Below are 15,433 nucleotides of genomic sequence, written 5' to 3' on the forward strand. Positions count from 1 at the left end.
TCTAATTCGTTGTTTTTCAAGCCTGCGGGCGATCCGCCTGGATCTGTCCCAGTGCCATGGCCAGCTCCCTGACCTGACGCTGCTCGTTGTCCTTGATGTCCTGCAACTGCTGGCCAAGCGTGGGCGCGCCGAAGATGCCGTGGCCGCTCCCCCCGGAGCCGCCCTGCCATTGCTTGCCGTCGAACAGTTTCATTTCTTCGGTGTCCTGCGGCACATCCTTGTCGAAGAAGCTCGACAGACTGCTGGTGCCGAACACACCACCATCACCCCCGCCAAAGCCGAGGAAGCCCGAGCCGGAGCCATCGCGGAAGCCGTCGCTACTGCCGAATACCTGGGCGATGAAGCTGGGCGCCAAGGCTCCCTGGTTGATGAAGATGTTGCCCAGGGTCGGAATGCCGCTGCCCAGCGTCGGCTGCTCGAACAGCGGCGGCGGAATGAGCGGCGAGGTGAACGGCGGCGGCGGCACGTTGGGCTGCACTGGGTCGAACGGAACCGTCGGCTCCGGCGGCGTGATGACCGGCGGGTTGGCGCGGAACTCGGGATCGCCATCGCTCTGCGGCACGCTGTAGGTCTGCGCCGACAAGTCGCTGAGCATGGGATTGCCGGCGGTATCGGTGATCAGCGTGCCAGTGGTGTTCAGCCCGAGGCTGAGGGTACCGGCGCCCGCGACATTGCTGACGGTGACCAGGAAGGTCCGGCTATCCACCTGCACCAGCGATTGCAGGGTGCCGGTGACGTTGCCGGTGGTGACCAGGTTGAAGTCGCCGAGGTCGATGCCGCTGACGCTTTCGTCGAAGGTCACGGTGTACTGCACGCTGCCTGGAGTGGCGAGCGGCGCGACAGTCGCGCTGGCGTTGGGAGCCGTGGTATCGACGATCACGCCGCTGGTATTGCCGACGCCATTCAGCGTCAGGTTCATCGGATTGCCGATGGCATCGCGCAGGGTCGCACCGTTGGCCACCAGGCCAGTGACCGCGATGCCGTTGGCATCGTTGTCGCCGGCGCGGACGCTGTACTGGAATACCAGCGTGTTGCTGCCAGAACCCGCCACGTAGTCGGCGAACACGGTGGTGCCGCCCATGTCGATGGCCAGGCGCGGAAGGCCGTTGACGATCACAGCCTCACTGGCGTTGACCACGAAGGTCAGGGTGTCGCCGGCGTTGTAGGGCACGCCGACCGGCACGCTGACGCCGGTAACGGTGGGCACGTCGCGGTCGACGCTGTACACCGCGCCGGTCAGGCCGCCGGTGATGGCGTTGCCAGCAGCGTCGACGATGCCGGTAGCGGAACCATTGAGGTTGAGCCCCAGCGTGCCGGTGCCGTTCACGCCACTGACGGTGATCTGGAAGGTACGCGCATCGATCTGCAGCAAACCGGTCAGGCTGCCACCGGCAGTGCCGGTGGTGACCAGGGCGAAGTCGCTGAGGTCCACGCCGCTGACGTTCTCGCTGAAGGTCACGGTGTAGCGCACGCTGCCGGCGTTGGTGGGCGACGGATCGAGGGCGACGATCCCGCTCGGGCTGGGTGCCTGGGTATCGACGATCAGGTTGCTGGTGTCGCCCACGCTGTTCAGCGCGAGGTTCATGCTGTTGCCGGCGGCATCCCGCAGGGTCCCGCCGTTGGCGGCAAGGCCGGTGACGGCGATGCCGTTGGCATCGTTGTCGCCCGCCTGGATGGTGTACTGGAACACCAGGGTCGAGGTGCCGGAACCCGCCACGTAGTTGGCGAATACGGTAGTGCCACCGATATCCAGCGCCAGGCGCGGGGTGCCGTTGACGATCACTGCCTCGCTGGCGTTGACCACGAAGGTCAGGGTGTCGCCGGCGTTGTAGGGAAGGCCCACGGGCACGCTGACGCTGGCCACGGTCGGCACCACGGCATCCACCCGCACGCCGGTCGTGCTGGCGATGTTATTCAAGGTGGTATTGGCGTTGTTGCCCACGCCGTCGCGCAACGTCCCGCCATTGGCCTGGATAGCGCCGCCGACGCTGATGCCATTGGTATCCAGCTGGCCGCTGCTGACGGTCAGGCGGAACACCAGCGCGGAAGTGCCGGAACCGCTGAGGTAATTGGCGAAGACCGTACCTCCGCTGTCCAGGGTGATGGCGATGCGAGGCGTGCCGCCAAGGGTGTCGACGGTTACCGCTTCGCTGAGGCTGACGGTGAAGTCGAGGTTCTGCCCCGCCACATAGGTGCCGTTGGCCGGCACGCTGACGCTGGTGACGGTGGGGACATCGCGGTCCACGCTGTACACCGCGCCGGTCAGGCCGGCAGAAAGGTCGTTGCCAGCCTGGTCCACGATGCCGGTACCGGAGCCTTTAAGGTTCAGGCCCAGGGTGCCGGTACCGCTCACACCGCTGACGGTGACCTGATAGGTCTGTGCATCGAGTTGCACCAGCCCGGTCAGGCTACCGGCGGCAGTGCCGCCAGTCACCAGATCGAAGTCGCTGAGGTCCACACCGCTGACGGCCTCACTGAAACTCACCGTGTAACGCACACTGCCGGCGTTGGTCGGCGACGGGTCGAGGGCGACGATGCCGTTCGACACGGGTGCAAGGGTGTCGACTATCACACCGCTGGTATCGCCGACGTTGTTCAGCACCAGGTCCATGGTGTTGCCCGCGGCATCCCGCAAGGTGCCGCCATTGGCCTCCAGGCCATTCACGGCGATGCCATCGGCGTCGGTGTCGCCGATGACCACTATGTACTGGAAGACCAGGGTGCTGGTGCCGGAACCGCTCACGTATTGAGCGAACACGGTGTTGCCGCCGATATCCAGGCTCAGGCGCGGGGTGCCGTTGACGATCACTGCTTCGCTGGCGTTGACCACGAAGGTCAGGGTGTCGCCGGCGTTGTAGGGAAGACCCACGGGCACACTGACGCTGCCAACGGTCGGCACCACGGCATCCACCCGCACGCCCGTCGTGCTAGCGACGTTATTCAGTGTGGTGTTGGCGTTGTTGCCCACGCCGTCGCGCAACGTGCCTCCATTCGCCTGGATCGCGCCACCCACGCTGATGCCATTGGTATCCAGCTGGCCGCTGCTGACGGTCAGGCGGAACACCAGCGCGGAGGTGCCGGAACCGCTGAGGTAGTTGGCGAAGACCGTACCCCCACCGTCCAGGGTGATGGCGATGCGCGGCGTGCCGCCAAGGGTGTCGACGGTCACCGCTTCGCTGAGGTTGACGGTGAAGTCGAGGTTCTGCCCCGCCACATAGGTGCCGTTGGCCGGCACGCTGACCCTGGTCACTTGCGGCACGAGGCCGTCAATGATGATGCCGTGCTGGCCGGCGATGGAGTCGGCGCCACCCACGGCCGGCAGGGTGAGGATGGCGTCGTCGCTGCCGGCGTTTCGGATGGTCGCGCCGTTCAGGGCCAGGGCGCCGGTGGACTGGTAGTCCAGGTCGGCGCTGACATCACCTGCCTGCACGGTGTAGCTGAAGGTCAGGGTATTGCTGCCCGAACCGGAAACATAGGTGGCGGAACGATCCACCAGGCCGGTTTCCAACAGCAACGAAGGCCGGCCGCCGGACGTGTCGACGATTACGGTCTGGTCGAAGCTGATGGTGACGGTGATGACATCACCCACCTTGTAGCCACCATCCGGGTTGCTGACGCCGATATCGGTGATCAGCGGGTTGATCGGGCTGACGGTGATGTTGATGGTGTCGGTATCGCTTTGGACGCCACCGCTACCGCTCAGCCCGAGGTCGTCGGTGACCAGTTGCAGACTGGCTGGGCCGTTGTACCCGCCGGTGGGTGCGAAGCTCAGGCCGTTGAGGGCGTTGTTGATGTCGGCGATGCTGCCATCGAAGGTCATGCTGGCGTCGCCAGTGCCAGTGCCGACCGTGAAGACCAGGCCCGTCAGGCTGCTCAATGTAATCAGGCCATTGGTGGCGGTGAGGGTGACGCGCACGGTGCCGCCCCCTGCGTCCACGTCGCTGATGGTGATCAGGTTGCCGTTGCCGCTGCTGAATACCAGGGTGTCGTCCTGATCCACCGTGGCGTTGGCCGGGGCACTGTTGACCGGGGCATCGTTGACGGCCGCGACCGCCAGCGTGAGGGTGGTCGAGGCGGCCTCGCTGCTGCCGGTACCGGACAGGCCCGGGTCGCTGCCAGTGTTGCCGCCATCGTCGATGGCGACCGTCAGCGTCACGTTGGCCGTGGCGTTGCTGGCGGTGGTGAAGCTCAGGCCGCTGGCAGCGATGAAGGCGTTTATGTCGGCCAGCCTGCCAGTCAGCGTGAGGCTGCCGGTGCCCGAGCCCCCCACGATGATGCCGCTGCCACTGGTGGCAGCCAGGGTGCCGCTGGCCACACTGAAGGTGGCGGTGACGCTGCCGGTGCCCGCATCGATATCGGCAAAGCTGATGCCCGTCAGCGCAGTGGTGACATCCTCAGTCACAGCGATGGAACCGGGCGCGGTGATGCTGGGTGCATCGTTCACTGCTGCGATGCCGACGGTGGCCACGACACTGACGCTGGTACTGTCCACGCCGCCATTGCTGGTGCCGCCGCTGTCGCTGATGCTGGTCAGCGTGACCACACGGCTGATGCCGCTCGGCGCCTCGCTGCTATTGCGGTAGCTCATGCCATCGATGACGGTCTGGGCGTTGGCCGCGCTGAGACCGCCGGCGCTGGTCAGGGTCACGGTAGCGGTCCCGCCGCTGACGCTGACGCTATAACCGATGCCGTTACCGCCGGTGGTGGTGCCGCTGGTGCCGTTGACCAGGATGATGTCGGTACCGTCGATGCGCAGGATTTCACTGGCACCGTTGGCGAGGTTGCTCACGGTCAGGGTGAGGCCGGTGATGGTCTGACCCGCTTCGACGGTGCCGACGCTCACACCGCTGAACAGATCCACCGCCGCACCGTTCTCAGTGTACGTGGGCGTGCCGCCGGTGGCGGACAAGGTGGGTGCATCGTTCACGCTGGTCACGCTGACGGCGATGTCCGCGTTGGCACTGGTGGCGCCGTCGCCATCGTCCACGGTGATGCGCACGGTACGGGTGGCGGTGCTCGGATCGAGGGTGTTGCCGTTGGTGTAGGTGATAGTGCGCACCAGCGCCTGGACGGCCGCCGGGGTCGCATTGGCGTTCAGGCTGATCACCAGGTCGTTGCTGCCGGTGCCGCCGGTGAAGGTGCCGATCAACACGCCGCCGAAGGTGACGTTCGAACCGGAAACACCGATCTGCCCTGCCCCCGTCCCCTGACTCAGGATGGAGAGGATGTCTTCGCCGCTGGCGCGGTTGGCGATTATGGCGACGGTGACTTTGCCGCCATCGAAGTCCACAGAATCGCTGTCGGTAACCGTGGCATTGCTGCCGGAATCCAGAAGGGCCGCGCCGCCGCCTTCGATGACACCCACGCTGTCGCCATTCAGGTTGCCGACTACCGGCGGCTCGTTGGTCGGCGCCGTCAGGGTGAAGTCGTTGCCGGTGGCGCCGACGTAGCTGACAGTCAGTTCGGTGCTGTTGCCGCCGGCGGCCAGGGTGGCGCCTTCGGCGAGGCCACTGAAGTTGCCGGTCACGCCGTCGGCGAGGTTGTTGTCGATCAGGACGTAGGTGTCGCCGAGGCCGGGGGTGTAGCCATGGGTCACGGCCAGGGTGGCGCCGGAAACGTCCACTGTGCCGTTGACCACAACCTGGTCGTACTGGGTACCGGCCGTGGTGCCGTTGATCTCGACCGCCAGGATGCTACCCGCGTTCAGCTGCAGGTTGCCGTTCACCGTCAGGGTCCCGGCACTGTTGCCCGGCGACAGGACGCCGCCGCTCTGGACAGTCACGTTGCCGCCCAGGGTGCCACTACCAGCCAAGGTGGCGCCGCTGGCCACGGTGGTCGCGCTGGCGGTACTGCCGTTGACCATCAAGGTGCCGGCGGAGATTGTGGTGCTGCCGCCATAGGTGTTGGCACCTGAAAGCGTAAGAGTGCCGGCGCCTTCCTTGGTTAGGCCACCAACCCCCGACAGGGGGCCCGACAGCGTCAGCCCGTTGGCATTACTGACCTTGGCACCGCCGCTGAGTAGCGTGAACGAATTGTTCAGCATGACATTGCTGCCGGTGACCATCAGGGTGCCGCCGGTGGCCATGATTACCGCGCCGCTGCTGATATTGCTGGTGTCCGTGATGCTGATGGTGCCGCTGTTCGACACAGTGGTGGTGCCGGTATAGCCGTTACTTCCGCTCAAAGTGAGCGAGCCCGTGCCGTTATGGTCGATATTGCCGGCACCATTGATGGAGCCACTGAAGGTAGTGCTCAGATTGGAGCCACCCATGAACAGCGTACTGCTGCCCAACTGCACCGTCCCGGAACCGAAAAGCGCGCCAATGCGCTCGTTCGAGAACAGCGACAGCGTTGCGCCCGAGTTCACCGTCACGCTGGCGGTGTTGCCAATCGCAGTACCGCCAACTGCCAATTCGCCGGCAGCCACCACCACCGGTGCACTGTTGCTGCTGTTGCCCGACAGCGTCAGGGTGCCGCTACCGGCCTTGGTCAGGCCACCGGTACCGTCAATCGCGCCAGCAAACGTGGTGTTTATGTTGTTGCCGCCCGTGGTCAGGGTGTTGCTGCCGAGCGTCAGGATGGTGCCGGCGGTGCCGGCCAGCGAGCCGATGGTCTCGCTGGACGCCAGTTCGAGTGTGGTGGAGTTGCTGACGGTGACCGCCGCGCTGTCGCTGACGGCCGAACCGCCGCTGAGGATCAACTTGCCGGCGGCAACCGTGACGCTGCCGGTGTGGGTGTTGTTGCCGGCGAGCGTGACGCTGGTGCCAACGGTGCCGCCGGTGGTCAGCGCCCCCGAGCCCGACACCACGCCAGACAGCACCAGATTGCCGGCGTTGGAGAAAAGGATGCCCGCGCCGCCGAGGACCACGTCGTTGTCGACGGTGGTGCCGGCAGTGGCCAGCAGCACGCTGCCGCTGTTGAGGGTGATCGTGCCCGAACTCAGCATGTTGTCGGCGGCGAACTGCAAGGCTGCGTTGGTCGCCGTCAGCGTGCCGCTCCAGGTGGTCGAGTTGCCACTGTTGCTCAGCGTCAGAAGCTCACGGTTACCGTTGATAACGCCCGTCACGGTGAGCCCGCCGGTGCCGGCGAAGGCGCCGCTGAAGGTGGCTTCGGCGTCCTCAATGAAGCTGATGCTGCCGACCGTGGCCATATTCACGGCGTTGGAGAAGGCCAGCGCTGTGGTCGTGCTGACATCCAGCGCGCCACCATTGAAGGTGATGGTGCCACTGCCCAGGGCCGCACTGGACTGTACCGAAAGGGTACCCGCGGCCAGCGTGGTGCCGCCCAAGTAGTTGCTGCTGAGGGAACTCAGCGTGAGTGTGCCCGCACCCGTTTTGGTGAGGCTGCCACTGCCAGTGATCGCGCCGGAGACAGTCACTGCCGCATCGGTCTGGAAGGTGGCCGCGCCACCGAGATTGAACGCATTGTTGATGGTGGTAGCGCCGGTCACCTGCAAGGTCGTGCCGGCCGCCAGCGTGACTGCGCCGGCGCCGAGGTTGCCGTCGCCCGCCACGGACAGCGTGCCGGACAAGACTGTGGTGGTGCCCGAGTAGTTGTTGCCGCCCGACAGGGTCAGCGTGCCGCTGCCGGTCTTGGTCAGGGCGCCAGCGCCGCCGATCGCGCCGCTCAGGCTGAGGGCCAGGCCGGTATCCACCGAGACGCGGCCGGCGCTCGCGCCCAGCGTGATCGCGTTGTCGATGGTCCCGGTGCTGGTGACCGACAGCGTGCCGTCGTTCAGTTGCAGGGTTCCGCTGCCCAGGTTGGCGTCGCCGGCGATGGAAACCGTGCCGCCGCTCAACACCTGCATCCCCCAGCTCTGCCCGCTGTTGGTGCCGGACAGCGTGAAGGTGCCACCGCCATCCAGCGTCAGGGTGCCGGAGCCGGTAATCGCGCCGGAGAAGGTGCTGCTGGTGCCGTTGATACCGACCGTCAGCGCGGAGCTACCGAGGGCCACGGTACCGGCGCCGGACAAGACGTCGATGGTCTCGTCGGCCGAGATGGTCAGGGTCGTGCCGGCTGCCACCGCCACCGACGTGTTGTCATCCAGCGCGCCGCCGACGCGGTTGAGCGTCAGTCCGCCCGCCGACACGGTGGTGGCGCCGGTGTAGGTGTTGTTGCCGGTCAGCGTCATCGTGCCGCTGCCGGCCTTGGTCAGGCCGGAAGTGCCCGAGATCACGCCGGAATAGGTGGTGCTGGTGTTGTCGCCACCAGCGGTCAGCGCGGCGTTGAGTACCACGCTGCCGGTGCCTGCGAGGGAGCCGATGGTCTCGGCGGTGGAGATGGTCAGTACAGTGCCGGCCGACTGCGTCACCGCACTGCTGTTGCCGAGTGCCGAGCCGCCGCTCAGGGTCAGGCCGCCAGCGGTGAGGCTGACGGCACCACTGTGGGTATTGCTGCCGGACAGGGTCAGCGTGCTGGCGCCGGACTTGGTCAGGGTGCCACTGCCGCTGAGAACGCCGCTCAGGGTGGCATTGGCGCTGGTGGCGATGGTCGAAGCAGAAGCCAGCGCGATGGCGTTGTCGACCGTGGTGGCGCCCGTAATGGCCAGGGTGCCGCCGTTCAGCGTGATGGTGCCGGAACTCAGGTAGTCGTCGTTGGCGATCGACAGCGTACCGGCGGTGATGGTGGTGCCGGCGGTGAGCCCCGCCTCGTTGCCGCTGTTGGACAGGACCAGCGTGCCGGCGTCGGTCTTGTTCAGGCTGAACGCCCCATTCAGGGCGCCGCTGAGGGTCAGGGTGCTGCCGGAGGCGGCACTGATATCGGCAGCCCCCGCCAGGGTAACGTTGCCACTCAGGGTCGAAGAGCCAGAGACCAGGTGAATGGCACCGTAATTGACGGAGGATACCGAGGTGCCGCTACCGCTCACCACGAAGCTTTCGGCAACGGTCAGGGCACCGGCGATACGCACCGTTGCGCCATCGCTGACGGTAGTCCCGCCCGCAGTGGTACCCAGTGCATTGACGTGGCTGACGAGCAGGGTGCCGCCCGTGACGTTGGTGGCACCGGTGTAGGTGTTGTTGCCGCTGAGCTGCAGGATCGACGGAGACGTCTTGGTCAGGCTGCCGCTGCCGGAAATCGCGCCAGAGAAATTGGCGATGTTGGCACCGCCGCCACCTGCGACGCTGATGATGCCGCCGCCCGCGCCTAGGGTGATGGCATTGGTGAAAGTGGTGGTCGTTCCCGCCGCCCCCGTCACGGTCATGGCCAGGGTGCCGCCATCCAGTGTCAGGTTCCCGGTCGACAGACGCGACCCGGTGTCGGCGGTGAGCGTTCCCCCCGTCACCGACACGGCCCCGGACCAGAGGGCGGAGTTACTGGTGGACCCCAGTGTCAGGGTGCCAGCGCCGGACTTGGCCAGCGCGCCGGTACCCGCAATGTTGCTGTTGACGGTCGTGGTGTCGCCGCTCCCACTCACGAAGCTCAGCGTAGTGCCGCCGCCCAGGGTGATGGTGCTGCCGTTGATAATCAGGCTCGAAGCCGAATCGGCGTTGAGGGTCAGGCTTTCGTTGACGGACAGGTTACCGGCCAGCGAGACGGCGCCATTGAAACTGTTGGTGAAGATCAGCGTCTGGCTGCCCGTGGCGTCCGCAGCGGCAATCGCCACCGCCTCGCTGATGCTCACACCGTCACTCGCATTGATCGTGGCGGTGTCGGTGGTATTGGTGATGTAGATGGTGTCGCTGGTGGCGGTGACGTTAGCCGTGGCGGTGGAGGTGCCGTCGCTCAGGGTGAAGCGCACGGTCGCGTCGCCGGCCGGGGTGTCGCTGCGGTAGGTGATATGTCGCGCCACGTCATTGACCAACGAGGTGGTGGCCGCCGTGCCGCTGCTGGTGAAGGTGACGGTCAGCACGCCGCCGGTGCTGGTGAAGGTGGCGAAGGTTTGGCCACCGGACTGCAGGGCATTGCCGCTGACGGTGAACAGTGCGCCTGAGGTGTTGAAGCCGAAGATGTCGCCGGAAACCGCGCTGGGACGCTGCACGGTCAGGCTCCCGCCAGCCCAGTTGCCATTGCCGCCGTTGAGGGCGCCCAGTTCCGCATCAGCCAGTGTGGCGTTGCCGCCGACGTCCAGCGTCACGGTGTTGCCGACGCCCGCCCATGCCACGCTGTCGCCGTTGAGGTTGCCGAGAGTCGGCGCGATATTGGCGGGCGACGTGGTGAAACTGAGGAAGTCCATGTTGTTTGGACTTCCCTCATTTATATCCGGCCCTGGAACCGCATCGAGGAAACGGATCGTGAAGGACGTGATACTCAGCAGGTTGGTAGGGATGACGATGGTCTGACCGGTCTGGTTCGCTATCAGGACGCTGGTGACCTTGGCGGCATAGTTGCCGGTGGGATAGATCTCGAACTGATAATCATTGGCGTCCAGTGCCTGGACGGAGATGCTATCAAGATTGAACGGGCCACCGCTGCTGCTGATGGTGAACTCGACGGGAGGCGTGTTGAAGGCATTCGAGTCGACATTGAGATAGATGCTGGTGGCAGTGGCCGCGAGATTTCCAGCGCCCTGATTATCCGAGTAGCTCCACTCGTCAGCATTGTTGGCCAACCAGGTCGAATTGAGCGTAACGGTGGCCAGCAGCGAGTCGTAGCCTGGCGACGCATCCTGCCAGAGCGATGCTGTTTCAAGGCTGCCCACCGCTGCTTCGAGATTCCAGTCGCCGCCTTTGCCCAGGGCACCCGTTGCATCACTGGAAGCCGCCACATCGGCTGCCGTGAAGCTGGCGATCTGCTGGATCAGGGTCTGGCCGGAACCCTTGGCCACATCGCAGCCGTAGATCAGGATGTCGCCGTCCGCCTTCAGTGAATCGCCGATGGCGGCCAGATCATCCGCACGCTGCTGGACGCTGCCCGTGTCCAGCACCGAAGTGCCGAGCAGCACCTGCCCTTCCGAGCCATGACTGATGATATGGATGGCATCGATGCCACTGCGGCCGTCCAGGTAGTCGGCGATCTGCTGCAGGCCATCCTTGCTGCTATCCAGTACCACCACTTCGGTACCCGGTTTGATGGCAGCGACCAGTTGCTGGTAGTCCTTGACGCCGTTATCGACGAACACCACTTCCTGGCGCTGGTCGCCGGTGCCACCCGTGGGGGTGGCAGCCAGGCCGTCATGGGACGAGCTCTCGGCCGCGGCAGTATCCTGCGCATCAGGGGTGTCGGTGGGCTGGCTCGCTGCGGTATCGGCAACGGTGGCGGCGACGGCGCCGTCGAACATCATGCGAGGTTCGAGGGGCAGAGCCAGGGGAGAACGGACGTCGGCCTGGGACGGGCGGCCGGATACTTTATTCTTGTTCGACCAGAACATGCTGTGCGCTCCCTGTCGGTGACTCTGCACTGCCTGATTAGTCCGACGATGTTATTTGCTTTTTCCTACTCTGGAAATGGCTTTCAGCCATCAGCCTGCCATCAATGACCAAGAAGTCTTAAACAACCCCGCCTTACTTCGTTTGAGTCACAGAATCGACGCTTGCCTGTGCTAAAGAACAAGAGGCGAAAGGAAATTTCGTCTATCGTTCACCGCGCGCAGGGAAGTGCCATTTAATTGCCAGTACTTCCTTGCCTATTCCAATAAAGCCTCACACACGCAAGGAAGGAATCAGTCTCATGAGTGACCAGTCCTATCTCGGCTCGATCAGCGGTTGGGCCCCCAATTTCGCTCCCCGTGGCTGGGCGTTCTGCCAGGGGCAGACGATCTCCATCGCTCAATACAGCGCCCTGTTCTCTCTGCTCGGCACCGTCTATGGCGGTAATGGCCAGACCACCTTCTGCCTGCCGAACCTGCAAGGTCGCGTGCCCGTCGGCGCCGGCCAGTCCCCCGGCACCTCCCCGTACACCCTGGGCGAGATGGCCGGCACCGAGTCGGTCACCCTGACCACCGCGCAAATGCCCGCCCACACCCACGTCGCTACCGCGACCGCCACCGCCTCCCTGCCCGCCAGCACCGCTGCGGCAACTTCGGCAACACCGGCCGCGGACAGCGTACTGGCCGTCGCCAACGGCGCCTCGGGCCGCACGCCCGTGGATGTGAAGATCTACGCTCCGGCCCCCGGCTCGGTGAACCTTCCCCTGTCCAGCGCAGCGACCGTCAACGTCCAGGCTGCCGGCAGTAACCAGCCTTTCTCCATCCTGCAGCCGTTCACGGTGATCAACTACATCATCTGCATGGAAGGGGTTTTCCCCTCCCGCAACTGACGGCGCGAGGACTCACGAATGGATATCGAAAGTTACCTCGGTGTGATCGCGCCCTTCGCGGGCAACTTCGCACCACGGAACTGGATGACCTGCAGCGGCCAGTTGTTGTCGATCCAGCAGAACCAGGCGCTGTTCGCCCTGCTGGGCGTCACCTATGGCGGCAACGGCGTCCAGAACTTCGGCCTGCCCAACCTCAACGGACGGGTACCGGTCGGGCAAAGTGCCCAGCAGCCCCTCGGCCAGATGGCCGGTTCGGAAAACGTCACGCTGACCACGCTCAACCTGCCCACCCATACCCACGGCGCCACCGCCGAGGCGACTGTGGTGCTGCAGTCGTCCACGACGGCAGCCGCCTCCGAGCAGCCTGCGGCAGACGCCACCCTGGCCCAGGCGCAGGGCGCCTCGGGCCGTACCGGTGTGACCGTGCAGATCTACGCTCCGGCTCCGGGAAGCGTCCAGCTGCCGGTGCAGGCGAGCCTCCAGGTAACGCTGGGGCTCAGCGGCCAGAACCTGCCCACTGGCGTGGTGCAGCCGTTCCTGGCACTGACCCAGTGCATCTGCACCCAGGGAGTGTTCCCGAGTCGCAACTGACCCGGGCTGCCCGCTGCCAGGCCTAGTTGAACTGGGCCTGGTAGTGGCGCTGACCGTCGAGGGGAGAAACGATCGGGCTAAGGTGCAGCAGATACTCTTTTCCGCTGGCGCTCTTCAGGCGGTATTGCGCGTCCAGCAGGAGCACGCTCATCGGAGTGGTGAAGATCAGCGAGAACGGCGTGCGGAATCCCGGATTGGGAGCACTGCCTTCCACCAGCCTCAGCAAGGTCAGCTCCACAGGTTCGGGCACCGTCTCGGCGGTGAAGACCTGGCCAACCTCAGAGGCGAACATCTTTGCGGTAAGGCCCTGGGTTTCGATGAACATCTGGTCACTCCCTGATCGTTAGGAATTCAGGCACGGGCCTGGGCGGTAGAGGAAATTACAGCAGCGCATGATCGAGATAAAGACGACTGACATGCTGACCAAGCGGGTAGCCAATGCGGCCGACGAGCCCTGGATGCGTCAGCTCTTCGCCCAGTTGCGCGGGCTGGACCCGGCCATGATTGCTGCCTGCCCCGCCCTTCTCGAACAGCAATGGCAGCTCCAGCAACGAGTTTTCGCCAGCCACTATCCCGAAGCCCACACGGAACTGGTGCTGCTGGACGATGCGCCCATCGGGCTCATTACCCTTCATGAAGGCGCCAGCACCATACGCGTGCTGGAAATCGGCCTGGAAGCCCATCATCGCGGGCGCGGCTACGGCCAATGGCTGCTGGGGGATCTCACCCGCCGCGCAGACCGGCAATGCAAAGCGCTGGAACTTGCGGTCATGGGGCACAACCCGGCGATCCGCCTTTACCAGCGCCTGGGATTCCGCGCCTTGCCCGCAAGCACGGACGAGGTGCAGCTGCAGATGCGCCGCGAGCCCGTTCAGCGCGACTGATCCAGACGCAGCGCCTCCAGCGCCTGGTAAGGACCTTCCGCCCAGCGAGACACTGCATCGCGCAAGGCAGCCGGTGCCGAATCGCGTTTCTGCTGCGCGTCCGCCGCAAACGTCTCGCCTGGCCGTTTGGCATTCTGCCGACTGGCAGCCATGACCACCTCCAGCTGATCCGGAGCCAGCCGCAACCGTTCGCGCAGCTGGCCCACAGCAGCGTGGGGCAGCTCGCTGTAATTGAGCGCCAGCCCACCGTATTCCCGGCACATCGCGGCCGCCTGCTCCAGCAGGCGCCCCAGCCGCCTGACGATGTAGTCCTCGCGTGGCACCGTGGCTTCCCCCGTCTCGTTCAGCGGTGAAACCCCGAGCTGTCCGGGAATCATGTGCATGCCGGGCATCAGCAGGTGCGACGCGGCGATCTCCAGGGGATCGCGATAGAGGAACACCCAGGGCGTATCCGGGAAGCAGCGCCGCAGGATGGGTAATTCGAACAGGTTCCAGGCATCCAGTTTGACCACCAGGTGCCGCGCCGAAGGCGATGGGGCCTGACCCAATGCCGAAAGCATCGCGACAACGGCAGCCTCCTGGACAGCGCCGGCGAGACCGTCCTGATAGTGACCACGCAGCAGGCTGTCCAGAGGCGGAGGCTCGGACAGGACCACATGGCTGTCGAGGCAGGCCAGCATCTGCGCGATCAGGGTAGAACCGCAGCGGGAGGCATGAAAGATGAAAGCATCTGGCGCCAGGCCGGGGCTTGCGGCCTGCCAGGCCAGCAACGCCTGGATGCTGGTCTCGCGCCGAAACGCCTGATTGAAGGGCAGGCGCAGGGCCTGATCCACGTCGTCGCGAAAGAAGGGCCGGGTCAACCGCTGCTCGCCAAACCAGCACCAGTCCACCCGCCACTCGCCTTCCTGCTGCCACGCTCGGATGGGCAGCCAGCCGCTGAAATCTTCCGGGTTCATGCTCGCCATTGATCGTTCCATGCCCGCTTGCCCTGGCGCATCGCCGCCAGGACTTCCGCTTCAGAAAAATACAGGTCGTGCTCGGCGCCCATGGCTACTGCCGCACGCTGAAATTCACCCATATCAGTCAGTGCGCGCAGGCGCCGGGCCAACTGCGCATCCCGCTCCACCAGTTCGCGGAAGCGGGCAAATGCCTGCCCCGCCCTCCCCGGCTGTAGCGCGGGTGTGTCGGGCAGCCCCTGCTCGATGAGTCCAAGCAGCCAATCGTTGGGCTGGCAATCCAGCACCAGGTGAATGCGCTCGCCCGGCCCGGGGTTATCCACACGATGCGGGCGGGACAGATCGAGGAACCAGCATTGCCCCGGCTGCATGGGCGCTTGCAGGCCATCAACGAGGAACTCCACCCCTGTCGGACTCAGCAGCGGCACGTGCAGGCGCAGGTCGCTGCCTGGCATGCCGAGGTCAGGGTCGCAGTGTTCATGGATGCGCGAGCCTGGCCCCAGGCGCAGCAAGCGCGCACTGCGCACCGTGGTGTGGAAGGCATCCAGCAGTTCGTTCCAGGCGGCCTCTCGTTGCCACCAGCCACTGCGAACCGGCTCGCCCTGTCCGGGAGCCAGCGGCAATGGCGCATCGTCTGGAGCGATCAGAGCGACACCGCTCCAGTCACCCTCGTAGTAGCCGGTATTGAAGTGGCCCTGCCACGCGGCATCGTCGATTCGCCCCAGGGCTTCCAGCAGAGGTGCCAGCTCGAACGTCAAAGGCAGGCGCGAGCAAATCGGCATTGGGGGGATTGGCATGGAACCGTCC

General features: G+C 65.3%; 7 protein-coding genes. 3 read left to right on the forward strand and 4 right to left on the reverse strand.

Features of this window, described 5'->3' with window-relative positions; all coding sequences use genetic code 11:
- Window positions 1-16: 16 nt before the first annotated feature.
- Window positions 17-11,308: a DUF4347 domain-containing protein gene (locus DM872_RS18340; protein ID WP_179060816.1), complete on the reverse strand. Its 11,292-nt coding sequence runs from the start codon at window positions 11,306-11,308 to the stop codon at window positions 17-19.
- 299 nt (window positions 11,309-11,607) lie between these two features.
- Between DM872_RS18340 and DM872_RS18345 the strand changes: the two genes are divergently transcribed.
- A complete protein-coding gene (locus DM872_RS18345; protein WP_179060817.1) occupies window positions 11,608-12,195 on the forward strand; it encodes a phage tail protein in 588 nt (195 codons plus the stop codon).
- 18 nt (window positions 12,196-12,213) lie between these two features.
- Complete coding sequence (locus DM872_RS18350; protein ID WP_179060818.1) at window positions 12,214-12,786, forward strand: phage tail protein; 573 nt, start codon at window positions 12,214-12,216, stop codon at window positions 12,784-12,786.
- Window positions 12,787-12,808: 22 nt separating this feature from the next.
- Here the strand turns inward: DM872_RS18350 and DM872_RS18355 are convergent, their stop codons facing one another.
- Window positions 12,809-13,111, reverse strand: coding sequence for a DUF6916 family protein (locus DM872_RS18355; protein ID WP_179060819.1), 303 nt, complete (start codon window positions 13,109-13,111; stop codon window positions 12,809-12,811).
- A gap of 67 nt (window positions 13,112-13,178) precedes the next feature.
- On the opposite strand from DM872_RS18355, the gene DM872_RS18360 reads away from it, so the two are divergent.
- On the forward strand, window positions 13,179-13,670 hold the full coding sequence (locus DM872_RS18360; RefSeq protein WP_179060820.1) for a GNAT family N-acetyltransferase: 492 nt from the start codon (window positions 13,179-13,181) through the stop codon (window positions 13,668-13,670).
- Here DM872_RS18360 and DM872_RS18365 read toward each other — a convergent pair.
- Both DM872_RS18365 and DM872_RS18370 read right to left on the reverse strand, forming a co-directional pair.
- The gene (locus DM872_RS18365; RefSeq protein WP_179060821.1) at window positions 13,658-14,635 is read right to left on the reverse strand and encodes a sulfotransferase family protein; all 978 of its coding nucleotides are present in this window, start codon (window positions 14,633-14,635) and stop codon (window positions 13,658-13,660) included. The genes DM872_RS18360 and DM872_RS18365 overlap by 13 nt on opposite strands.
- Window positions 14,623-15,423, reverse strand: a complete 801-nt coding sequence (locus DM872_RS18370) for an aspartyl/asparaginyl beta-hydroxylase domain-containing protein (protein ID WP_179060822.1) — start codon at window positions 15,421-15,423, stop codon at window positions 14,623-14,625. The genes DM872_RS18365 and DM872_RS18370 overlap by 13 nt, the downstream gene beginning before the upstream one ends.
- Window positions 15,424-15,433 lie beyond the last annotated feature (10 nt).

Source organism: Pseudomonas taiwanensis, assembly GCF_013393345.1.
Lineage (GTDB): Bacteria > Pseudomonadota > Gammaproteobacteria > Pseudomonadales > Pseudomonadaceae > Metapseudomonas > Metapseudomonas resinovorans_C.

Bases quoted from the DNA above. Each gene is read 5' to 3' on its own strand.
- DM872_RS18350 (WP_179060818.1), top strand. From the start codon at position 12,214: ATGGATATCGAAAGTTACCTCGGTGTGATCGCGCCCTTCGCGGGCAAC.
- DM872_RS18360 (WP_179060820.1), top strand. From the start codon at position 13,179: ATGATCGAGATAAAGACGACTGACATGCTGACCAAGCGGGTAGCCAAT.
- DM872_RS18370 (WP_179060822.1), bottom strand. From the start codon at position 15,423: ATGCCAATCCCCCCAATGCCGATTTGCTCGCGCCTGCCTTTGACGTTC.
- DM872_RS18355 (WP_179060819.1), bottom strand. From the start codon at position 13,111: ATGTTCATCGAAACCCAGGGCCTTACCGCAAAGATGTTCGCCTCTGAG.
- DM872_RS18365 (WP_179060821.1), bottom strand. From the start codon at position 14,635: ATGGCGAGCATGAACCCGGAAGATTTCAGCGGCTGGCTGCCCATCCGA.
- DM872_RS18345 (WP_179060817.1), top strand. From the start codon at position 11,608: ATGAGTGACCAGTCCTATCTCGGCTCGATCAGCGGTTGGGCCCCCAAT.
- DM872_RS18340 (WP_179060816.1), bottom strand. From the start codon at position 11,308: ATGTTCTGGTCGAACAAGAATAAAGTATCCGGCCGCCCGTCCCAGGCC.